Consider the following 21,289-nt stretch of genomic DNA (forward strand, 5'->3'; position numbering starts at 1 on the left):
GCCGGACTCGCGCGCTAATAGAACATATAGAGAACATGTCATGCGCGAGTCGTCTTCCTCTCTCGCCGGGCTGCGCCGCCGCGTCGCCCGGATCGCCGCTTCGGGCGCGCCGTCCGTCCGCCAGTCCGAGCGCTGGCTGGCGAGCGGGCACGACCGATTCGACGCGGCGCTCGGCGGCGGACTCGCGGCGGGGCGCATCCACGAATTTTTCGCCGCCGATCCGCTCGACGCCGCGAGCGCCGCCGCCTTTGCCGCGCTGCTCGCGCTGCGCGGCGGAGGCGAGGCGCCGCTGTTGTGGCTGCGCACCGCCGATGCGGGGCGCAAGGCCGGGCATTTCTATGCCCCCGGGCTTGCCGAGCTTGGCGGCGATCCGAACCGGTTGCTGCTTGTCGAGACGGGCGACGCGAAAGCGCTGCTCGCCGCCGCCAACGATGCGGTGCGCTGCGCCGGGCCGGCGGCGGCGGTGGTCGAAAGCCATGGCCGGCTTCCTGCGTTCGACCTGACCGCAGGACGCCGCCTCGCGCTCGGCGCGCGCGAGGCGGGGACGACGCTGTTCCTTTTGCGCATCGCCGCCGAGCCCGTGCCGAGCGTTGCCGAAACGCGCTGGCAGGTGGCGGCCGCCCCCTCTCGCGAACTGGAGGCGCGCGCGCCGGGCGCGCCCGCCTTCGACCTTTTATTGCTGCGCTGGCGCGCCGGCCCCGCGGGCGCGCGCTGGCGGCTGGAGTGGAACCGTGACGACCAAGCCTTCCGCGACCCGGCGCTATCTGGCGCTCTTCTTCCCCTGGCTCCCCGCCGAGCGCTGGAGCCGCGCGGCGCCGCGGCCGCCTGACGCACCGCTCGTCTTTGCCGAGACGGTCCGCGGCGCGCTGCGCCTTGCGAGCGTCGCGCCCGAAGCGGCAGCGCTGGGACTCGTTCCCGGCATGGCGCTCGCCGATGCGCGCGCGCGCGTTCCCGCGCTGACGGTGGTGCCGCACGACCCCGCCGCCGACGCCGCATGGCTCGACCGGATCGCGCAGGGCTGCGCGCGCTACACGCCGCTCGTCGCGCTCGACGCCCCCGACGGGCTGATCCTCGACATTGCCGGTGCTGCGCATCTGTTCGGCGGCGAGGCGGGACTGGTTGCCGATGCCGCGATGCGCTGCGACCGGCTGGGAATGACGCTGCGCCATGCCTTCGGTCCGACCGCCGACGCAGCGCGCGCGCTCGCGCGTCATCCGGCCCCGCCCGCCCCCGACGAGGCCGCGGCGATCCGCCGCCTGCCCGTCGCGGTGCTCGAACTCGACGAAGAGGCGACGCGCGCGCTGGTCCGCGCCGGCCTCAAGACGATCGGCGACCTCGCGAACCGGCCGATGGCGAGCCTCGCCGCGCGCTTCGGCACGGGCGCCGCGACTGCGCTGCGCCGCATCCTCGGCGACGCGCCGAGCCCGCTCGACCCGCGCGTGGCGCCGCCGCCGGTCGCCGCCGAACGCCGCTTCGCCGAACCGCTCGCGAGCACGCCGCCCGCCATGGAGGTGCTCGCCGATCTGATGGACGAAGCCGCCGGCCAGATGGCCGAGCGCGGCAAGGGCGGGCGCGCCTTTCGCGCGACCTTCTTTCGCAGCGACGGTCTCGCCCGAACGATCGCGGTCGAAACCGGCCAGCCGGTGCGCGACGTCGCGACCGTCATGCGGCTCTTCGCCGAGCGCCTCGACGCGCTGCGCGATCCGATCGACCCCGGCTTCGGTTTCGACATGATCCGCCTTGCCGTGCCGCGCCTCGAGGCGCTCGGCGTGAGCCAGCTGAAGCTCGAGGGCGGCGCGGTGCGGAGGGGCGACGTCGATGCGCTCGCCGACCGGCTCGCGACGCGGCTCGGGCGCGGGCGGGTGCGCAGGCTTTGCCCCGCCGACACGCATATCCCCGAACAGGCGCAGCTCGAACTGCCCGCCGCCGACGCGCCGCGCCCCGAACGCTGGCCCGAGCCAGAGGCGGGCGAGCCGCCGCTGCGCCCCTTCTACCTCTTCGACCCGCCGCAGCCGATCGAGGTGATCGCCGAAGTGCCCGACGGCCCGCCGCAGCGTTTTCGCTGGCGCCGCGCGCTCCACGCGGTGCGCCTCTACGAAGGGCCCGAGCGGATCGCCGCCGAATGGTGGCGCCGCCGCGACAATAAGGGGCTGACGCGCGACTATTACCGCGTCGAGGATGTGCAGGGACGGCGTTACTGGCTGTTCCGCCACGGCCTCTACGACGAAAAGGCCGATCCGCGCTGGTATATCCACGGGCTGTTCGCATGAGCGGTGCGTCCGGCCCCGAACCCCGCCCCGAGCCCGGCTTCGCCGAACTGGTCGCCGCGACCAACTACAGCTTCCTCGCCGGCGCCTCGCACCCCGCCGGGATGGTCGCCGAGGCGATCGCGCTCGGGATGGACGGCATCGGCATCGCCGATCGCAACAGCGTCGCGGGGGTGGTGCGCGCCTGGGCGTTCCTGAAGGAGCTGCAGGTCAAAGAGGACGCGCGGGCAGCGAATTTCAGGCTGGTGACGGGTGCGCGACTGGTTTTTTCCGACGGCACCCCCGACATCGTCGCCTATCCGGTCGATCGCCACGGCTGGGGGCGGCTGACCCGTCTGCTTTCGACCGGGAATCTGCGCGCACAGAAAGGCGACTGTATCCTCCGCCTCGACGATCTGCTCGACCATTGCGAAGGTCTGCTGCTGATCGCGATGGACGGCGACGCGGCGCTTCTTCGCACGCTCAGGCGCGCGCGGCCGAAATCGGTGTGGCTGGCGGTGACGATGCCGCGAACGGGGAGTGACGCGCGGCGGCTGGCCGAACGCCGGCGGCTGTCGGCGGCGACCGGCGTTCCGCTGCTCGCGACCAATGACGCGCTCTATGCCACCGCCGCGCAGCGCCCGCTCCACGACATCGTCACCTGCATCCGCGAAGGCACGACGGTCCAGAAAGCGGGCCGGCGGCTGCACGCCAATGGCGAACGCCATCTGAAATCGCCCGCCGAAATGGCGCGGTTGTTCGGTGCCTGTCCCCAGGCGGTCGGCGAAAGCGCGAAGCTGCTCGCGCGCATCGGCTTTCGCCTCGACGACCTGCGCTACGAATATCCGCACGAGCCGGTGCCGCCCGGCTGGAAACCCTTTGCCTGGCTTCACCATCTGGTGAAGACGGCGGCGGAAAAGCGCTATGGGACGCCGCTGCCGCCCAGGGTGCGCGCGCTGATCGGCAGCGAGCTGCGGCTGATCCGCAGGCGGAACTATGTCTATTATTTTCTGACCGTTTACGACCTCGTCCGCTTCGCGCGAACGCAGGACCCGCCGATCCTGTGTCAGGGCCGCGGCTCGGCGGCCAATTCGATCGTCTGCTTCCTGCTCGGCGTCACCTCGGTCGATCCGATGAAGCACGAGCTGCTTTTTTCGCGCTTCATCTCGGCCGAGCGCGACGAACCGCCCGACATCGACATCGATTTCGAGCATGAGCGGCGCGAGGAGGTGATCCAGCACATCTATGGCCGCTATGGCCGCGCGCGCGCCGGGATCGCCGCGACCGTCATCCACTATCGCCCGCGCAGCACGATCCGCGAGGTCGGCAAGGCGCTGGGCTTCAGCGAGGATGTGACCGCGCGGCTCGCCGACACGAGCTGGGGAAGCTGGGGCGACGACGTGCCGGTGGAGCGGCTCGTCGAGGCCGGGCTCGATCCGCACAATGGCGAGATCGAGCGGCTGCACCGTTTCGTCGGCGAATTGCTGACCTTTCCGCGCCACCTGTCGCAGCATGTCGGCGGCTTCGTGCTGACCGAAGGGCGGCTCGACGAACTGGTGCCGATCCATAACGCCGCGATGGAGGATCGCACCTTCATCGAATGGGACAAGGACGACATCGACGCGCTGGGGCTGATGAAGGTCGATGTGCTCGCGCTCGGCATGCTGACCTGCATCCGCAAATGTTTCGACCTGATGCGCACGCACGGGCTGGGGAACAAGATGCTGAAACTCGACCTCGATGCGGATGATCCCGCAGTCTATGACATGTTGTGCAAGGGCGACAGTATCGGCGTCTTTCAGGTCGAAAGCCGCGCGCAAATCAACATGCTGCCGCGCCTGCGACCGCGCGAGTTCTACGATCTGGTGGTGCAGGTGGCGATCGTCCGTCCGGGGCCGATCGAGGGCGATATGGTGCATCCCTATCTGCGAAGGCGAAACAGGGAAGAGCCGGTCGAATTTCCCAAGCCCGCGCCGCCGCATCCGCCCGATGAACTGCATGATGTGCTGGGCAAGACCTATGGCGTCCCGCTGTTCCAGGAACAGGCGATGAAGCTGGCGATGGTCGCCGCCGATTTCAGCCCCGAGGAAGCGAACGGCCTGCGCCGCGCGATGGCGACTTTTCGCAATCTGGGGACGATCGACAGGTTCCGCGACAAGATGATCGGCGGCATGGTCGCGCGCGGATATGAACGCGATTTCGCCGAGCGCTGCTTCAAGCAGATCGAAGGGTTCGGCAGCTATGGCTTTCCCGAAAGCCACGCCCAATCCTTTGCGCGGCTCGTCTATGTCTCCGCGTGGATCAAGCATCATCACCCCGCGGTCTTCACCTGCGGGCTGCTCAATTCGCAGCCGATGGGTTTCTATGCCCCCGCGCAGCTCGTTCGCGATGCGCAGGGGCATGGCGTCGAGGTGCGCGGGGTCGATGTCAATGCGAGCGGGTGGGACAACAGCCTCGAACGGCGTGCGGACGGCGCCCTCGCGCTCAGGCTCGGTTTCCGGCAGATCGACGGGTTTCGCGAAGCGTGGGCCGAGGCGGTCGTTGCGGCGCGCGGCGCGCCTTTCGCGAGCGTCGAGGAGCTGGCGCGGCGCGCGGCGCTTCCACCCCGCGCCTTGCGGCTGCTCGCCGAAGCCGACGCGTGCCGCTCGATGGGGCGCGACCGCCGCCCTGCGCTGTGGGAGGCGCGGCGGGTGCGGCAGGGAGTTTTGCCGCTGTTCGATGCCGCCGGTGCGGGCGAACTGGGCGCCGAGGCCGATGCGCAGCTGCCGCCGATGCCGCGCGTCGAGCAGATACTCACCGACTATCAGACGACGCGGCTGTCGCTGAAAGGCCATCCGATGGCCTTTTTGCGCGAGGCGTTCGCGAAGGAGGGGGTGCTGAGCTGCCTCGAGACCGCGGCGGCGAAGAACGGCCGCATCGTCCGCACCGCGGGGGTGGTGCTGATCCGCCAGCGTCCGGGCAAGGGCAATGCGATCTTCATCACGCTCGAGGACGAGGGGGGGATCGTCAACATCCTCCTCTGGGCGCGCCATTTCGAACGCTATCGCCGCGCGGTGATGGCGTCGCGGCTGATGCTGGTCGAGGGCGAGGTGCAGCGCAGCAAGGAGGGCGTCGTGCATCTGATGGCGAGCCGGGTCGTCGACCGCACCCCCATGCTCGACGCGCTGGGAAGCGGCCGGCCGGTCGAACCCGACCTCGCGCGCGCCGACGAGGTCCGCCATCCGCAATATCCCCGCGGCCACGCGCAGCGCCACGGCCATCCGCGCGACGTGCGCATCCTGCCGAAGTCGCGCGATTTTCATTGAACGAGGATTGGGGGGGAGCGCAGAGACGCTTGGAGTGACGGCTTTGGGGTGGTTTGCTGTCATTCGACCAAACCCCTCCTCTTCAGAGGAGGGGCAGCGAGACTTGCCAGCTTGCTGGCTTAGTCGCAGCGGGGTGGTGCATGGCGTCTTGCACGCTATCGCGCGCCACCACCCCCAACCCCTCCTCTGAAGAGGAGGGGCTTATTACGCCCGCAACCGCCCGCAACCCGCCATTTGAACCCAAGCGGAAAATCCAAAAAGAAAGGGGGCCGAAGCCCCCTTTCCCATATCCGTCTTCGGACCGATCACTCGATCGGCGGAACCGGCTGCGGCGGTGCGTCGCTATCGGCTTCATGCACCTCGACCAGCCCGCGCCCGACATGGCTCTTGCGATAGCCATAGGCGAAATAGACGAGCAGGCCGATGCCGCCCCACACGGGCAGGACCATCTTCGATTCGAACGGCAGGTTCGCATAGAGGCCAACCGTGCCGAGGATCGCGAGCGGCGCGACGACCCACACGAGCGGGGTGCGGAACGGGCGGTGGCGGTCCGGTTGGGTGCGGCGCAGGATCAGCACCGCGATCGCGACCATGAAGAAGGCGAAGAGCGTGCCCGAGTTCGAAATATCGGCGAGCTGGCCGACGGGCAGGAAGGCCGCGAAAAAGGCGACCGCGACACCGGTAATCATCGTCACGACGTGCGGCGTCTTCCACTTCGGGTGGATCGTCGCGAGCTTTTCGGGCAGCAGCCCGTCGCGCGCCATCACGAAGAAGATGCGCGTCTGGCCGAAGAGCATGATCAGGATGACCGACGGCAGCGCGAGGAAAGCCGCGACGCCGATCAGGTCGCCGATGCGTTCCCAGCCGATCGAGCGGAGCACATGGGCGAGCGCTTCGCGCGAGCAGACGAGCGGCTCGCGGCCCGCGTCGATCAGTGCCTGGCACTGGCTGGCGAGCATCGGCGTGCCGGGCTGGAGCACTTCGCCCGCGGGCCCCGCGACCGGCTGCGCGCCGATCGTCCCGATCGCGCCCGCGGCGACGAGCAGGTAGAAGATGGTGCAGATCGCAAGGCTGCCGATCAGGCCGATCGGCACGTTGCGCTGTGGATTCTTGGTCTCCTCGGCGGCGGTCGAGACGGCGTCGAAGCCGACATAGGCGAAGAAGATCGACGCCGCGGCGCCGATGACGCCGAGGCCCGAACCATTGCCGTTGCCGAACCAGCCGTTGGGCATGAAGGGTTCGAACTCGGCGCCCTTGATCACCGGCAGGGTCAGCGCGATGAATACGGTGAGCGCGGTGACCTTGATCGCCACCAGCACCGCATTGACGCGCGCGCTTTCGGTGGTGCCGATCATCAGCAGGCCGGTGATCAGCAGTGCGATGAACAGCGCCGGCAGGTTGACGATGCCGCCGGCATAGGGCCCGACGACGAGCGCGTGGGGAAGACTTATCCCCCAACTCTGCAACAGTCCGACGAAATAGCCCGACCAGCCGACCGACACGGCGCTCGCCGCGACGGCATATTCGAGGATCAGCGCCCAGCCGACCATCCACGCGAGCAGCTCGCCCATCACCGCATAGGTGTAGGTATAGGCCGAGCCCGAGACCGGCACCATCGACGCGATTTCGGAATAGCAGAGCGCGGCGACGGCGCAGACGAGCCCCGCGACGACGAAGCTCCACATCATGGCGGGCCCGGCCTTTTGCGCGGCTTCGGCGGTCAGGACGAAGATGCCCGTGCCGATGATGGCGCCCACCCCGAGCAGGGTGAGCTGAACGGGTCCGAGCGTGCGCGCGAGCGATTTCTTCTCGGCCGTGGCGAGAATGGCGTCGAGTGGTTTGACGCGACCAAATATCATGCGAATGTCCCCTTGTCGGGCCGCCGGAAGGGCGCCCGTCTCCTGGCGGGGCAGACTAGCCGCTCGTTCGCTCAGCGCAACTTAATTTCAGCGGTGTGACACGCGCTCTATCGCACCGTGAATCGCACCCGGTCGATCGTCCGCCCGCCGGGATCGACGAGCGCGAGGATGTGGCTGCCGGGGCGCGGCACGATCTGCAAACCGGCATCGGCGTCGCCGAGCGGCTTTTTGTCGAGAAGCAGGCGATGGCCTACCACCGCGCCGCTGACCGCGACGCCGAGCCGCTGGCGATCGGCGGGAATGTCGGGGTCGATCGCATAGACGCTGCCGCTCACCGGGCTGGTGATCCGCGGGCGCCGCGCGGCTTCGGGCGCTGCGGCCATTTCGGTCTGCGCGGTGCCGGCAAGGAAATATTCGCGCCGCGGCGGCTCGCGCGTGCCGGGGAGCGCGATGCGGCGCGCCTCGACGCCATCGGGCACCGCGGGGGCGGTGCCGGGGCGCCCTTCGTGCAGCGCCAGCATCACGTCGCGCCACACCGGCGCCGCGCCCGATGTGCCCGAGACGGCGTGCATCGAATCGCCCTCGAGATTGCCGACCCACACCGCGACGGTGTAGCGATCCGACCAGCCGATGCACCAATTGTCGCGCATCGCCTTTGATGTGCCGGTCTTCGCTGCCGCCCAGAAGGGCAGGCGCAGCGCGCTGTCGGCGCCGAAGGCGTCGGTGCGCGCGGTCGCGTCGGAGAGGATGTCGCCGACGATGAAGGCGGCGCCCGCGCCGACGATGCGGCGCGGCTCGCCTGCCGGTGCCCCCTTCACGAAGCGCACCGGCGACCAGCGGCCCTGATTGGCGAGGGTCCGAAAGGCATTGGCCTGTTCGACCAGACTGACCTCGGCCGAGCCGAGCGCGAGGCTGAAGCCGTAATAGTCGCCGTCCTCGACCAGCCCATGATAACCCAAGGCCCAGAGGCGGTCGCGGAATTGCTGGACATCGTCGAGGACAAGGGTGCGCACCGCAGGGACGTTGAGCGAACTGGCGAGCGCCTTGCGCACCGTTACCGGCCCCTTGAAGCTGTGATCGTAATTTTTGGGCACATAGAGGCCCGAGGCGGTGTCGAGCTGGACCGGGCTGTCGTCGAGGATCGAGGCGGCGGTCAGCCAGCGCTTTTCGATCACCTGCGCATAAAGATGCGGCTTCAATGTCGAGCCCGCCTGCCGCCGCGCGCTCGCGCCGTCGACCGCGGCGGCAGTCGAGCCGAGCCCGACCCCGCCGACATAGGCGAGCACGTCGCCCGTCCGGTTGTCGAGGACGACGACCGCGCCGTCGCGCACGCGGGTCGCGCCGAGCCCCTTGAGCTGACGGCGCAGCGCGCGGATCGCGATCTGCTGCGCGCGCCGGTCGATCGTCGTGGTGACGCGCTTGCCGGGCGCGTCGAGCAGGCGGATCGCGAGGTGCGGGGCGAGCGCCGGGTCGAGCCGTGCCGCGCGCTCGCCCGAAACGAGCGTCGCCGCTGCGGCCTCGATCGCGCCGCAATCGGCGGCCGCGGCGATGCGGCAGGCGCGCGCGCCGAGCGCCTTGGCCCCCGCCGCCGGGTCGGGCAGCAGCCCGGCGAAAAGCGCGGCGTCGGTGCGCGTCAGGTCGGCGGGACGCTTGCCGAACAGGCTGTTCGCGCCCGCGCCGATCCCCTGTGCCTCGCCGCGCAAGGGAACGAGGTTCAGATAGGCCTCGAGCATCTGCGCGCGGGTCCAATGCGACGCGAGCGCCTGCCCGGCGCGCATCTGGCGGATCTTGGTCAGCCAGTCGCGCCGTCCCGGCGCCGCGATGTCGGGCGACAGGAAGCCCGCGAGCTGCATCGCGAGCGTCGAGGCGCCGCGCGAGGGACCGCCGGTCCAGCGCGCGCGCAGCGCGCCGGCGATCGCGAGCCAGTCGACCCCGCCGTGCGACCAGAAGCGCCGGTCCTCCGATCGGACCACGGCATCCTGCACCGCGGGGCTGATCTCTCCGAGCGGCACCCACGCGAGGCGGCGGCGCTGGAAATCGACGCGCTCGGTATCGAGGAGGCGCCCGTTGCGGTCGTAGAGCCACGCCTCGCTGGGCTTCCACGCCGCGCGCACGTCGGCATAGGCGGGCATCACGGGCGGGCGGGTGACGAGATGCGCGGCGGTGACGAGGATGAGCGCGGCGAACGCGATCCACGCGAAGGCGTCGAAGAGGCGGCGTTTGGGGGGGTGCATGATGTGATTCGGCGCCGTCCATTGCTCGTTCAAAGCCCCTCCCCTTCGGGGGAGGGGTTGGGGTGGGGCTTGCGGGATGGTGCTGGCGTTGCGGCCCGCCCCGCTGCGACCAGGCAGCAAGCTGCCAAGTCTCGCTGCCCCTCCCCTGAAGGGGAGGGGGTTGGTCTATTCCGCCGATCCCGCGACGGTCATCGTGCCGTTCGGCCACTGGCCACGGATCGCGGGCGAATACATCGCTTCGACGCGCGTCGGCGGCAGGGTGAAGCGGCCCGAGCCGTTCAAACGCACGACATATTCGACCGCGTGGGTGCCCGCGGGCATCCAGCCGAAATAGCCGCGCCAGCTGTCCTTGCGGCGTTCGACATAGCTCGGCTGCCAGCCTTCGCCTTCGGCTTGCTGGCCGAGCATCTGCGACTGGCCGCCGAGATTGCCGACGATCGTCGCGCCGGGCGGGACCGGGTCGCTCACGACGACCCACGTCCGGCCGGCGCTCGCGGTGACCTCGATCCGCACCTTGACGACGTCGCCGCGCACGAGCCGCTTCGGATCGGCGGCTTTGACGATGCTCATCGTCCGCTTGATCCGGTAGCCGGCGTTCAGCGGCTCCTTGAGCGGTACCGCCGCCCTGACGCTGACCGTCGCCCATGGCGATCCGCCGCCGTCGTGGCGCAGGCTGAGCGGTCCCGCGACCAGCGGTACGCGCAGCGGTTCGGTGTCGGCGCGCAAGGGCCAGGCCTGCGCCGCGCTGCTGCCGCCGAGCGACACGCGCGTCGTGCCGGTGATCGCGCTTGCGGGGTAAAGCTCGGCGAAGCGGCGCACCACCGTCGCGCCCCACGCATTCGCGGGGGTGGTGTCCCAATGGCCGCGGCGCTGGCGCTGCGCGACGCCGGTCATCAGCCGCCCGGCGTCGTCCTCCCAGCCCTTGCGGCCGAGCACGGCGTCGAGCGTCTTGATCGCCATTTCGTCGCCGCTCGCCATCATCCACCACGGCGCGCGCGCATCGTCGACGAGGTCGAGGCGCGTGCCTTCGTAGACGAGCCGCTTGCGAAGCTCGGCCTCGGCCGCGGCGCGCAGGCGCGGCGCACCCCGAACCCCCGGCGTCGCGTCGATCGCAACGAGCCAGTCGGCGAGCGTGCCGGTGGCCATGTCCTCGGGCGCCATGTCGGCGGCCGCGATCAGATCGGCGCTCGACGCCCGATTGCGCGCGAGCGCGGCGAGCGCCGCGATGCGCACCGGGCGGATGTCATAGGGGCCATAGCCCTTGCGGGTCAGCCGTCCCTCGACGAGCGCCTGGAGCGCCGCGACCATCTTTGCCCTGGGTGCCTCGGGGATCGCGAAGCCGTTTGCCGCGGTGATCGCGAGGACATAGGCGGTAAGCTCGGGCGATCCCTGGAGCCGCTCGCTCGGCCAGTAGCGCAGCAGCCCGTCGTCATCGAGATAGGTCGGCATCGCGCCCGCGAGCGCCTGCCAGCGTCCCAGGTCGCCGAGCGCGACGGCGCGCGAGGTCGCCTGCTCGAAACAGTCATAGGGATAGGCCGCCATATAGGCGCGCACCCCCGCGAGCGGCGGCGCGAGCGTATCGGAGAGCGCAATGTCGACAGTGCCGCCCGCCAGCGCGCCCGCGGGCGGTGCGATCGGCAGGCCGGTGTCGGCGCCGACATGGAGCAGGCTCGCGGCCCAGGTCTCGATCGGCACCGCGGGCTCGATCATCTGGTCGAAGACGAGGCGGTCGCGCTGCTTGCCGTCCTTCGACGCGGCTTCGATCGTCCATATGAGCTTGCCGGGCGCATCGGGCGCTTTCATCGTCCAGCTGATCGGCACCGCGCCGCCCGCGGGAATGGTGACGGTGAGCGGTTCGCCGGTCGCGATCGCGGGGCTGAGCGACGGGGTCGCGGTGACCGTCATCGCCTTGTCGGTGCCGTTCCTGAGCGTGAAGCGCGCATCGTACAGGTCGCCGGTGCGCACCAGCTCGGGGAGCCCCGCGAAAAGGCCGAGATCCTGCACGGTGCGCACGCTCGCCTCGCCGGTGCCGAAATATTGCGCCCCGCCGGTCGCGATCGCGACGAGGCGGAAGGCCGAAAGATTGTCGGAGAGCGGGACGTCGACGCGCGCGCGCCCCTTGGCATCGAGCGCGACATGGCCTTTCCAGAGCAGGACCGGGCGGAAATCCTCGCGCGTCAGCCCCGAAAGATCGCCGCCGCCGCCGCCGCCGGGTTCGAGCGCCTTGCGGCCGTAATGGCGCTTGCCGACGACCTGCATCTGCGCGGTCGAGGTGAGGACGTCGAGCGTGCGCGCGCCCATCATCGCGTCGAGCAGCTTCCAGCTTTCATTGGGGGCGAGCTGGAGCAGCGCCTCGTCGACCGCGACGAAAGCGACGTCGGCGTCCTTCGCGGGCTTGCCGTCCGGCGTCCTGACCTCGATGCTCGCCTTCGCGGTGTCGCGCACGGCATAGCTTGGCTTGTCGGTCCTGACCTTGACGGCGAGCTGGTGGCCCTCCCAGCCGACCTTGATCCGCGCGATGCCGAGCCGGTAGCTCGGCTTGGCGAGGTCGACGAGCGCGGTCGGGGGGGCGTTCTCGCTCTTTTCGATTTCGAAGCCGACCGCGCGCTTCATCTTGCGCAGCCAGCTTTCCTCGCCGGTCACGCGCCCGCGCACCGCCATCACCGAGACGTAGACGTCGGGGGCATAGGTCGCGGGCAGCTTGACCTTGACCACCGGGTCGGTGCCCGAAAGCGGGGTGACGAAGCTCGACAGCACGCCTTCGCGTTCGACGGTGACGAGCGCGGTCGCCTCGCGGAAGGGCATGCGGACCTGGAAACGCGCGGTGTCGCCCGCGGCGTAGCGCGGCCGTTCGGGGATCACGTCCATGCGGTCGCCATTGTCGCCGCCGAACCACCAGTCGTCGTCGCCCGCGAGCCACACCGAGCGCACCGCGCGCGCTTCGTTGCCGTCGGCGTCGCTCGTCGTCGCGACCACCGTGACCTCGCCCGAGACGCCGGGCGCCATCGCGCAGCTCGCGCGGCCGAGCCTGTCGGTCGAGGTGCTGCATCGCGCGGCGAGCTTCGTCGTGCGCATCTGGTTGTCATAGGCGTAGAAGCCGCCGATCAGACGGCGCCGCGCGGTGATGACCTCGCGGCTGTAGAGCGCGACGTCGATGCGCTGGCCGCGGATCGGCTTGCCGGCAAGGTCGAGCGCGACGAATTTGAGCCGCAGATCGTCGTCGCGCATCAGCCAGCCGTCGGTCTTGAGCCCGAGCCGCACCGCCGAGGGATAAAGGGTGATGCGGCGGCTCGCGGTCAGCGTCTCGCCATTGGCGTCGGCATAATCCATTTCGACCGCCATCACCGTCGGCTCGCCGATCGGTTCGTCGACGACGACATTGGTCCTCGCGGTGCCATCGGCGCCCAAGGTCAGCGGCACCGAACGCGCGAGCGGCATGTCGGCGCGCGGCACGTCGCCGTCGTCGTCGAGGCGCACGATACCTTCCTTCACCGGCTGGCCGTCGAAATCCCAGCCCTCATAATCCTCCGGCGGCGACCAGCTCGGATAGAAATTGGTCCTGAGCTCGACCGGCAGGCCGGGGGCGGGGCCGCCCGACAGATAGCCGGCGAACAGCGACAAGGGCACGCTCGCCGGGCGCACCGGCGGCGCCTTTGGCCCTGTGACCTCGGCCTTCATCGTCGGCAGGCGATATTCGTCGACGCGGATCGACTGGTCGCTCCAGCGCGTCTGTTCCTCGCCCTTCTTGTCCTTGGTGACGAAAACGAGGTCGTAATCGCCCATCGGCGCCGATTTGGGGACGTCCCACGCCGTTTCGCCGCTGCCGCTCGCGGCAATCGCGAAGGGCATTTCGAACTCGGTATCCGAACCGCGGTGGCGCAGGCGCAGCGTCCCCGCCATCGCTTCGGGAATCTTGAAGCCGGTGCCGACCGGACGGCGCAGGATATGCTTCATATGCACCGTCTCGCCCGCCTTGACGAGCGCGCGGTCGAAGACGGTGTGGACGATGTCCTCGCGTTCCGACCAGCCATAGGGCAGGTCGAAGTCATAGGGGCGGATACCCTTGCCCCAGTCGGTGAGGGTGAAGCTGAAATCATCGCCCGCGCGCGCGGTGACCATCAGCGCATGGCCCTCGCTGTCCATCGGGTCGGGGTCGTCCTCGCAGCTCGAATAGGTCTCGGGCTCGGGCAGCCCCTTGGGGAAGGCGAGGCGGCCGGCCTCGTCGGCGGTGCCGCTGGCGAGCAGGCGCCCCGTGCAGCTGTCGGTGACGCGAATCTCCGCCCCCGCGACGGGCTTGCCGCTCGCGAGATGGGTCACCCAGGCGAGCGAATTTTCGCGGCCCCATTTGAAATGCACCGCCATGTCGGTGACGAGCGCGGCGGTCGCGACATAGCGCGTCGCCTTGCGCCCCAGCAGCGCGGCGCCGAGTTCGGGGCTCGCGATCTCGACGATATGGAAGCCCTTTTGCGCGAGCGGGATGCCGACGACCTCGAACGCCTTGCCGCCGCCGGGCGGGGTGAGGGTGAGGTCGCGGCGGGTGCCGCCCGCCGGGGCGCCATCGCCGAACACCGATTCGCTGCCGGTGTAATTGACCGTGATTTCGGTGCCGTCCGGGCCGGGCTCGCGGCGATAGTCGCTGTCGCCCGCGTCGTCGACGCGCTTCAGCCAGCGCGCGATCGCGGCATCGTCGTCGCCGACGCGCAGCGTGCGCGCGGGCATCTGGAGGTTCTTCTGCACCAGCGAGGCTTCGACCCCGCGCACGGTGACGGGCAGCACGCCGCCCTCGCTCGCCTCCAAAATGCCGAAGGGCGCGGCGAATTTGACGAGCGGCGGGGCGCGGTCGATGCGGAAGGTCAGCGGGAAGTTGGCGGCGTTGGCGAGGGTGCGGCCGCTCTGGTCGCGAACGCCCGCGGGCAGGCTCAGCGTCGCGTCGACATTCTGGGGCAGCGGGCCGGCGAAGCGGACTTCGGTGAGCCAGGGATCGTTCTTGTCGTCGTCGCTCGCCTGCGGGGTCAGGCGCTTGCCGTCGGCGGTGGTGAGCACCGCGGCGAGCGCGGTGTTGCGCGCAACGGGCGAGGCGAAGGAGAGGCGGACGTCCTCGATCGGATTGCAGCCCGCCTGTGCGTTGACGCGGTTGCACGCCATCTTGGCGGTGAAGGCGGGGCGCACGTCATAGTCGAAGCGCTGGTCGCGCCCCGCGGTGCGGCCGGGGACCCCCGCTTGCTGGATGCGCGCGTCCCAGACGAGCGCCATCTCGCGCCCCGGCGGCAGCGGGCGGCGGCATTTCAGCGGAACGATGCGGTCGAGCGCGGCGTCGCGGTCGGCACCCGCGGCGGGCAGGCGGTCGGGCAGGCCGGCGTCATAGGCGAAGGACCGGCGCTTCCAGTCGTTTTCGCCGAGGCCGGTCAGGATTTGCGTCGCGGTCTCGCGCGGCAGCACGTCGACCGGGATCTTCTCACCGATGCCGTCGACCGCGCAATAGGCGTAGCGGCCGACCGAGGCGCGGTCGGCGGCGACGTTGGTCGCGACGAGGAAGATCTGGTCCTCCTCGATCCCTTCATAGGTGCCGCCGGCGAGCACGGCGCGCGCCGACGGGCCGCCGGTGTCGATCGCGAAACGGTCGTTGCCGACCACCGACACGCCGCGCGCCGTCACGAGGTCGGGGCGCAGCTCGACATGGCAGCGTTTGCCGCCGGGGAGCGGCGCGTCGAATTCGAGCACCCAGGTGCGCGTGTCGACCCAGCGGCTCGTCTCGGCGACCTTGCAGTCGTTGGTGGCGGGCGCGCGCGCGCGCGGGTCGCCGAGCGGGACCATGTCTTCGGAAAAGCGCAGGGTGAAGCGCGTGATCGTGCCGTCGCCGCTGCCCGAGCTGCCGGGGGTCGCGAGCGTCACCTGCGGCACGCTGTCGCTGCCCGCCGCGGCGACCGCGACCATCAGCGGCAACAGCAGCGCAAGCCGCAGCCGCCCGGCCAATGCGCCCACGAGCGCGCGTCCCCTGTTCCTCATCGCTGGCGTCTCCCTGGCTTCGCGCGACCCGAGAGTCTGTATTTCGCCGCTATTTATGCACGGTTCGTCGTTCGCTTGTCAACGCGCAAGCATCGGTCCGAGCGGCCGGCCCGCGAAGATATGTATGTGAAGATGCGCGATTTCCTGGTGGCTGTCGAGCCCGACGTTGGCGAGCACGCGATAACCCGGCGCGACGAGCCCCTGATCGCGCGCGATCTTGCCGACCGCGCGGATCAGCGCGGCAATTTCTTCGTCGCTGCCGCGTTCCGAAAAATCGTCCCAGCTGACATAGGCGCCCTTGGGAATGACGAGGATATGGACCGGCGCCTGCGGGTTGATGTCGTGGAAGGCGAGGACATGCTCGTCCTCATAGACTTTCCTGCACGGCAGCTCGCCGCGCAGGATGCGCGCGAAGATGTTGCTGTCGTCATAGGGAAGGGTGGCGTCGATCGGCATGGGCTCTCCTAGTCGTTGCGGGCGGCTTTTTCGGCGTGGCCCGAAGTGCCGTGGCGCCGCGCGAGTTCGGCGGCGACTGCGTCCCAGCCGATCCCGCGCTCCGACAGCAGCACGGTCAGGTGGAAGATCAGGTCGGCGGCCTCGCCGGTGAGCGCCGCATCATCCTCGGTCAGCGCGGCGATCACGGTCTCGACCGCTTCCTCGCCTAGCTTCTGCGCGATCTTGCCGCGCCCTTTCGCAGCAAGGCTCGCGACATAGGAGGCGCCCGCGTCGGCGGCGGCGAGGCGGTCTTTCACCACCGTTTCGAGCTGCATCAACGTCGGGCCTATAGTCATTATTGCCGCTCCTCAACCGGATTCCCGTTCGTCCTGAGGAGGGGCTGAGCGTGGCGAAGACCCGACTCGAAGGACCCGGCGCCGCGCTGCGGTCCTTCGAGACGCCATGTCGACAAGCTCAATGGCTCCTCAGGACGAACGGAGCCTGAAGTCCGCCTCTTCGGGGATGACCTAGCCGCCGACAAGCCACTGGACAAGGCCGCGCGGCTCTGGTCGAAAGCCGCATGGCCGAGGTCAAGCTCCATCCCGACTGGCTCGCCGCGATCGGCGGCGAGTTCGAACAGCCCTATATGGCCGATCTGAAGGCGTTCCTCGCGGCCGAGCGCGCGAAGGGCAAGCGCATCTATCCGCGCCCGCGCGACTGGTTCGCGGCGCTCGACGCGACGCCGCCGCAGGAGGTGCGCGTCGTGATTCTGGGGCAGGACCCCTATCATGGCCCCGGGCAGGCGCACGGGCTGTGCTTTTCGGTCCAGCCCGGCGTGCGCACCCCTCCGAGCCTCGTCAACATCTACAAGGAAATGCAGAGCGACCTGGGCATTCCGCCGGCGCGGCACGGCTATCTGAAGAGCTGGGCCGACCAGGGCGTGCTGCTGCTCAACAATTGCCTGACCGTCGAGGCGGGGATGGCCGCGTCGCACCAGGGCAAGGGCTGGGAGCGCTTCACCGACGCCGCGGTCGCGGCGGTCGCCGCCGATCCGGCGCCCAAGGTCTTCATCCTGTGGGGCAGCCATGCCCAGCGCAAGGCGGCGAATGTCCCCGCGCTCGGACCCGGAACCCCGCACCTGATCCTGCGCGCGCCGCACCCCTCGCCGCTGTCGGCGCATAATGGATTTTTCGGCTCGCGGCCGTTCAGCCAGGCCAATGATTTCCTGACCGCGAACGGACGCGGTGCGATCGACTGGCGGCTCCCCGAGACTCCCGAGACCGCCGCTACATGAACATCCTCGCCGACCCGGTGACGCTCGCGGTGCTCATCGCGGCGGTGATTCTGCTCGGCATGGCGAAGGGCGGGCTCGCTGGGGTCGGCGCGCTCGCGACGCCGCTCGCGGCGCTCGTGCTGCCGCCCGCGACCGCGGCGGCGCTGCTGCTGCCGATATTGATCGTGCAGGACGTGATCAGCGTCTGGGCGTTCCGCAAGACGTGGGACGGCTGGATTATCGGCTGGATGCTGCCCGGCGCCGCGGCCGGCGTCGCGGCGGGCTGGGTCTATGCCGAGCGGGTGAACGAAGCGCAGCTGATGGCGGCATTGGGCGCGATCACCCTCGCTTTCGGCCTCTATCGCCTGTGGGTCGAGCGCGGCGGGCGGATCGTCGCGGCGTCGCGCTCGCCGGGCTGGGTCGGGACGATCTTCGGCGCGATCATGGGGCTGACCAGCCAGATCGCGCACGCCGGCGGGCCGCCGTTCCAGATGTGGGTGACGCCGCGCAAGCTGCCGCATCTCGCCTTCATCGGGACGAGCGCGATCCTGTTCGCGATCGTCAACTGGATGAAGGTGCCCGCCTATCTGGCGCTCGGTGCCTTTCCGCGCGAGGTCGTGGTCGCGGCGCTGCTCTTGATGCCGCTCGCGATCGTCTCGACCTTGCTGACGGTGCGCTGGATGAAGGCGATGAATCCCGAGCGCTTCTATGTCCTGATCTATGCGCTGATGGTGCTGCTTGGCGCGAAGCTCTTGTGGGACGGGCTTGGCCGATGACGGTGCCGGTGATCCTCGTCGATGCCGACGCCTGCCCGGTGAAGGACGAAATCTATCGCGTCGCGTGGCGCCATGACGTGCCGGTGAAGATCGTCAGCAACAGCCGGCTGCGCGTCCCCGACCATCCGCTCGTCGAGCGGGTGCTGGTCTCGGACGGTTTCGATGCCGCCGACGACTGGATCGCCGATGCCGCGACGCCGTGCAGCATCGTCGTCACCGCCGACATATTGCTCGCCGACCGCGCGCTGAAAGCGGGGGCGACGGTGCTTGCGCCGACGGGCAAGCCCTTCACCGCCGCCTCGATCGGTCCCGCGATCGCGACGCGCGCGATCATGGCTGATTTGCGTTCGGGGATGAGCGATGGAATCGGAGGCCCGCCGCCTTTTTCGAAGGCCGATCGCTCGCGCTTCCTGCAAGCGCTCGATGCCGCGCTGGTGCGGCTCAAGCGCCAGGCGTAAATTTTTTTCCTTTCTTTTCATTATTTTGTGGATTTTCTGCGCGCCAGTGATCGCGATCACCGCAATGCCGCGCGCGCTGCGGCAAAAGGCGGGCATCGGGACCGACCCGATCCGGCTTTTGAATGACCCCAATGATTTTCGAGAGGAAGAAACGATGACCAAGAAGCTGATCCTTGCCCCCGCCATGGCCCTGACGATCGCGCTGTCGGCGACCCCCGCCATGGCGCAGTCGACGACGCCGACGCAGGCGGGCTCGATGTCGATCACGACCAACCCGATCGCCATCCTGATCGGCCTGCTGCTCCCTGCGGTGCAGAAGGTGCGCGAAGCGGCCTGATTCTCACCATTTCTTTCCGGGCCGTTTCCCGCGGTCCGGCGGACCCTCCCGCCGTTTGCGACCCTCGGCGGGAGGGTCTTTTGCTGCGTGTCGCAGCGGACGCCGTATCAGCCGAATAAAACTGCTTGCCATCCATGCGCTACAAATGTAGCTAGGCTACAAATGTAGCGCATGGAGTGATTCGATGCTGTCCAGTCTGCCGCCGCGCGAGCGCGAAATCGTCGATATCTTGTATGAAAGAGGCGCGTCGACCGTCGCCGAGATCGCGGCGTCGCTGAGCGACGAGCTGTCGGGATCGGCGATCCGCGCGATGCTCAAGCGGCTCGAGGGCAAGGGCTTCGTGGCGCGCGAGGCGTCCGAGCGCGGCTTTCTCTATGCGCCGAGCGTCGAGGAGAAGACCGCGAGCAAATCGGCATTGGGCCAGGTCGTGCGCGTCTTTTTCAACGGATCGGCGACGAGCGCCGCGGCGGCGCTGCTCGGGATGCAGGACAAGATGAGCGACAAGGAACTCGACGAGATCGAGCGACTGATCGCCGAAGCGCGCGAAGGGAGGACGAAATGACGATCACGACATCCTTGCTGCTTGGCCTCGCCTGGAAGTCGGTGCTGGTCGCGAGCCTCGCCCTGGCGCTGCTGCGGCTTGCGCGCTCGCGCTCGGCGGCCGAGCGGTCGATGATCGCGCATGTCGGGCTCGCGGCCTTGCTCACGCTTCCCGCGGCGACGCTGCTGCTGCCCCAATGGACGCCGCTGCCCGCGGCGTGGGTCGCCGGCACGGCGCCGGCGGTTGTGGCGGCCGCGGATACGAGTGTCGCGGCGACGGTCGATGCGGCTGCGGCGTCGGCGCCGGCGGCCGGCGAGGTGGCGCGGCCGTCCCTTTGGGCGTCGCTGCCGTCGGCGTCCGAACTCGCGCCATGGGTCTATGCGCTGCCGCTCGCGCTGTTGTTTCTGACGATGCTGATCGCGGTCGTCCGGCTGTTCGCGATGCGCGGGCGCGCCGAGGTGCTGGTGCAGCCGTCGTGGCTGTCGGCGCTCGCCGAGGCGCAGCGGCGCATGGGGTTCAAGCATGGCACCGCGCTGCTCGTCAGCGACGAACTGCGCTCGCCGATCAGCTGGGGCGTGATCCGCCCGACGATCGTGCTGAGCCCGCACGCGGTGCAGGCGGTCGGCGAGGCCGAGGCGATCATCGCGCACGAGCTGGCGCATGTCGCGCGGCTCGACTGGGCGAAGCTGCTCGGCGCGCGGCTCGCCTGCGCGCTCTTCTGGTTCAATCCGCTGGTGTGGTTGCTGGCGCGCGAAAGCCACCAGCTGCGCGAGGAAGCCGCCGACGATGCAGTGCTGCTCGCCGATATTGACGGCCCCGATTATGCGAGCCTGCTCGTCGGCGCGGCGCGCCACGACAACAAGGGGGCGCTGATCGCCGCGCATGGGGTCGCGCCGGGCAAGGACAGTCTGAAGCGGCGGATCACCCGCGTGCTCGACGCGCGGGCGAAGCGCGGGCCGGCGGGGCCGGGCTGGATCGCGCTGACGCTCGCCTTCCTCGCCGGCGTCACCTTGCCGCTCGCCGCCTTTTCGGCGACCGCCTCGCGGCCTTTGGACGAAATTCGCGAGCATGGCCCGTCCCCGGTGGCCGCGCTCGCGCCGGCGGCGGCCCGCGATGCCGCCGCCGGGCCTGCATCGGCTGCCGCTGCCGGCAAGGGCAAGCTGCCGGTCGATACGCTGGTCGGGATGAAGGCGATGGGGGTGACGCCCGACGACGTGCGCGAGATGCGCAAGGGCGGCCAGGACATCGACGCCGACACGGCGATCGCTGCGAAGGCGGTCGGGGCGAGCCCCGCCTATCTCAACCGGATGCGCGCGGTGTTTCCCGATGCCAGCATGGACGATCTGATCGGCGCCTCGGCGATGGGGATCGACACCGGCTATGCGCGCGAGATGAAGCGCTATTTCCCCGATGTGACGATCGACGATCTGAGCGGGCTGCGCGCGGTCGGGGTGACCGGCGATTATGTCCGCGAGATGCGCAAGGCAGGAATCCGCCTCGACGACCCCGACGATGCGATCGCGCATCGCGCGGTCGGCGGCGGGCTCGATATCGCGCGGACGGTGTCGGGTGCGGTGGGCGTGGCGACCGGCGCCGCCTCGCTGGGCGTCGGCGAGGATACGGTGATCGAGATGCGCGGACCCGACGGCAGGATGACCCGCTATTCGGTGAAGCCGCCCGCGAGCCCCGCGACGGCCGCGCCGCCCGGCCCGCCGCTGCCACCCGCGCCGCCCGAAGCGACGAACGATTGACGCCGGTGCGCCCGGCCTGACCGGACGCGCCGCCACCCAAGCCTGACGAATGAACCGAAACGCCGCGC

Annotated in this window: 14 protein-coding genes; 9 read left to right on the forward strand and 5 right to left on the reverse strand. The window is 69.8% G+C overall.

From position 1 onward, the window contains the following. Positions 1–40: 40 nt before the first annotated feature. Genes CHB69_RS13730 through CHB69_RS13740 form a run of 3 tightly spaced genes read left to right on the forward strand, consistent with a single transcriptional unit; the run spans position 41 to position 5,551 of the window. Entirely contained in the window at positions 41–829 is a 789-nt protein-coding gene (locus CHB69_RS13730; RefSeq protein WP_089216584.1) for an ImuA family protein, read from the forward strand. Continuing rightward, on the forward strand, positions 732–2,270 hold the full coding sequence (locus CHB69_RS13735) for a Y-family DNA polymerase (protein WP_089216585.1): 1,539 nt from the start codon (positions 732–734) through the stop codon (positions 2,268–2,270). Before CHB69_RS13730 ends, CHB69_RS13735 begins: the two co-directional genes overlap by 98 nt. Beyond that, a complete protein-coding gene (locus CHB69_RS13740; protein ID WP_089216586.1) occupies positions 2,267–5,551 on the forward strand; it encodes an error-prone DNA polymerase in 3,285 nt (1,094 codons plus the stop codon). The genes CHB69_RS13735 and CHB69_RS13740 overlap by 4 nt, the downstream gene beginning before the upstream one ends. A 305-nt stretch (positions 5,552–5,856) precedes the next feature. Here the strand turns inward: CHB69_RS13740 and CHB69_RS13745 are convergent, their stop codons facing one another. From CHB69_RS13745 to CHB69_RS13765, 5 genes are all read right to left on the reverse strand, one after another. Further along, the gene (locus CHB69_RS13745; RefSeq protein WP_089216587.1) at positions 5,857–7,410 is read right to left on the reverse strand and encodes an amino acid permease; all 1,554 of its coding nucleotides are present in this window, start codon (positions 7,408–7,410) and stop codon (positions 5,857–5,859) included. Between the two features lie 107 nt (positions 7,411–7,517). Further along, positions 7,518–9,644: a penicillin-binding protein 1C gene (pbpC, locus tag CHB69_RS13750; protein WP_089216588.1), complete on the reverse strand. Its 2,127-nt coding sequence runs from the start codon at positions 9,642–9,644 to the stop codon at positions 7,518–7,520. Positions 9,645–9,809: 165 nt separating this feature from the next. Beyond that, complete coding sequence (locus CHB69_RS13755; protein WP_089216589.1) at positions 9,810–15,650, reverse strand: alpha-2-macroglobulin family protein; 5,841 nt, start codon at positions 15,648–15,650, stop codon at positions 9,810–9,812. 78 nt (positions 15,651–15,728) lie between these two features. After that, entirely contained in the window at positions 15,729–16,106 is a 378-nt protein-coding gene (locus CHB69_RS13760; RefSeq protein WP_089216590.1) for a histidine triad nucleotide-binding protein, read from the reverse strand. Positions 16,107–16,114: 8 nt separating this feature from the next. Continuing rightward, positions 16,115–16,435 carry a phosphoribosyl-ATP diphosphatase gene (locus CHB69_RS13765; protein ID WP_170935568.1) on the reverse strand — a complete coding sequence of 107 codons (321 nt, stop codon included), beginning with the start codon at positions 16,433–16,435 and terminating at the stop codon, positions 16,115–16,117. 230 nt (positions 16,436–16,665) lie between these two features. Here CHB69_RS13765 and ung point away from each other — a divergent pair, with 230 nt between their 5' ends. From ung to CHB69_RS13795, 6 genes are all read left to right on the forward strand, one after another. Next, positions 16,666–17,379 (forward strand): uracil-DNA glycosylase, encoded by a 714-nt coding sequence (gene ung / locus CHB69_RS13770; RefSeq protein ID WP_089216592.1) that lies wholly within the window; start codon positions 16,666–16,668, stop codon positions 17,377–17,379. Then, positions 17,376–18,134: a sulfite exporter TauE/SafE family protein gene (locus CHB69_RS13775; RefSeq protein ID WP_089216593.1), complete on the forward strand. Its 759-nt coding sequence runs from the start codon at positions 17,376–17,378 to the stop codon at positions 18,132–18,134. Before ung ends, CHB69_RS13775 begins: the two co-directional genes overlap by 4 nt. Beyond that, positions 18,131–18,592 carry a YaiI/YqxD family protein gene (locus CHB69_RS13780; protein WP_089216594.1) on the forward strand — a complete coding sequence of 154 codons (462 nt, stop codon included), beginning with the start codon at positions 18,131–18,133 and terminating at the stop codon, positions 18,590–18,592. The genes CHB69_RS13775 and CHB69_RS13780 overlap by 4 nt, the downstream gene beginning before the upstream one ends. A 46-nt stretch (positions 18,593–18,638) precedes the next feature. Beyond that, the gene (locus tag CHB69_RS13785) at positions 18,639–18,929 is read left to right on the forward strand and encodes a hypothetical protein (protein ID WP_089216595.1); all 291 of its coding nucleotides are present in this window, start codon (positions 18,639–18,641) and stop codon (positions 18,927–18,929) included. A gap of 184 nt (positions 18,930–19,113) precedes the next feature. Then, on the forward strand, positions 19,114–19,491 hold the full coding sequence (locus CHB69_RS13790; protein ID WP_089216596.1) for a BlaI/MecI/CopY family transcriptional regulator: 378 nt from the start codon (positions 19,114–19,116) through the stop codon (positions 19,489–19,491). Next, positions 19,488–21,221: a M56 family metallopeptidase gene (locus CHB69_RS13795; protein WP_089216597.1), complete on the forward strand. Its 1,734-nt coding sequence runs from the start codon at positions 19,488–19,490 to the stop codon at positions 21,219–21,221. The genes CHB69_RS13790 and CHB69_RS13795 overlap by 4 nt, the downstream gene beginning before the upstream one ends. Positions 21,222–21,289 lie beyond the last annotated feature (68 nt).

The sequence above is a fragment of the Sphingopyxis indica genome, from assembly GCF_900188185.1.
Taxonomy (GTDB): domain Bacteria; phylum Pseudomonadota; class Alphaproteobacteria; order Sphingomonadales; family Sphingomonadaceae; genus Sphingopyxis; species Sphingopyxis indica.

Bases quoted from the DNA above. Each gene is read 5' to 3' on its own strand.
- CHB69_RS13775 (WP_089216593.1), top strand. From the start codon at position 17,376: ATGAACATCCTCGCCGACCCGGTGACGCTCGCGGTGCTCATCGCGGCG.
- CHB69_RS13740 (WP_089216586.1), top strand. From the start codon at position 2,267: ATGAGCGGTGCGTCCGGCCCCGAACCCCGCCCCGAGCCCGGCTTCGCC.
- CHB69_RS13755 (WP_089216589.1), bottom strand. From the start codon at position 15,650: ATGAGGAACAGGGGACGCGCGCTCGTGGGCGCATTGGCCGGGCGGCTG.
- CHB69_RS13760 (WP_089216590.1), bottom strand. From the start codon at position 16,106: ATGCCGATCGACGCCACCCTTCCCTATGACGACAGCAACATCTTCGCG.
- pbpC (WP_089216588.1), bottom strand. From the start codon at position 9,644: ATGCACCCCCCCAAACGCCGCCTCTTCGACGCCTTCGCGTGGATCGCG.
- CHB69_RS13745 (WP_089216587.1), bottom strand. From the start codon at position 7,410: ATGATATTTGGTCGCGTCAAACCACTCGACGCCATTCTCGCCACGGCC.
- CHB69_RS13730 (WP_089216584.1), top strand. From the start codon at position 41: ATGCGCGAGTCGTCTTCCTCTCTCGCCGGGCTGCGCCGCCGCGTCGCC.
- CHB69_RS13790 (WP_089216596.1), top strand. From the start codon at position 19,114: ATGCTGTCCAGTCTGCCGCCGCGCGAGCGCGAAATCGTCGATATCTTG.
- CHB69_RS13780 (WP_089216594.1), top strand. From the start codon at position 18,131: ATGACGGTGCCGGTGATCCTCGTCGATGCCGACGCCTGCCCGGTGAAG.
- ung (WP_089216592.1), top strand. From the start codon at position 16,666: ATGGCCGAGGTCAAGCTCCATCCCGACTGGCTCGCCGCGATCGGCGGC.
- CHB69_RS13795 (WP_089216597.1), top strand. From the start codon at position 19,488: ATGACGATCACGACATCCTTGCTGCTTGGCCTCGCCTGGAAGTCGGTG.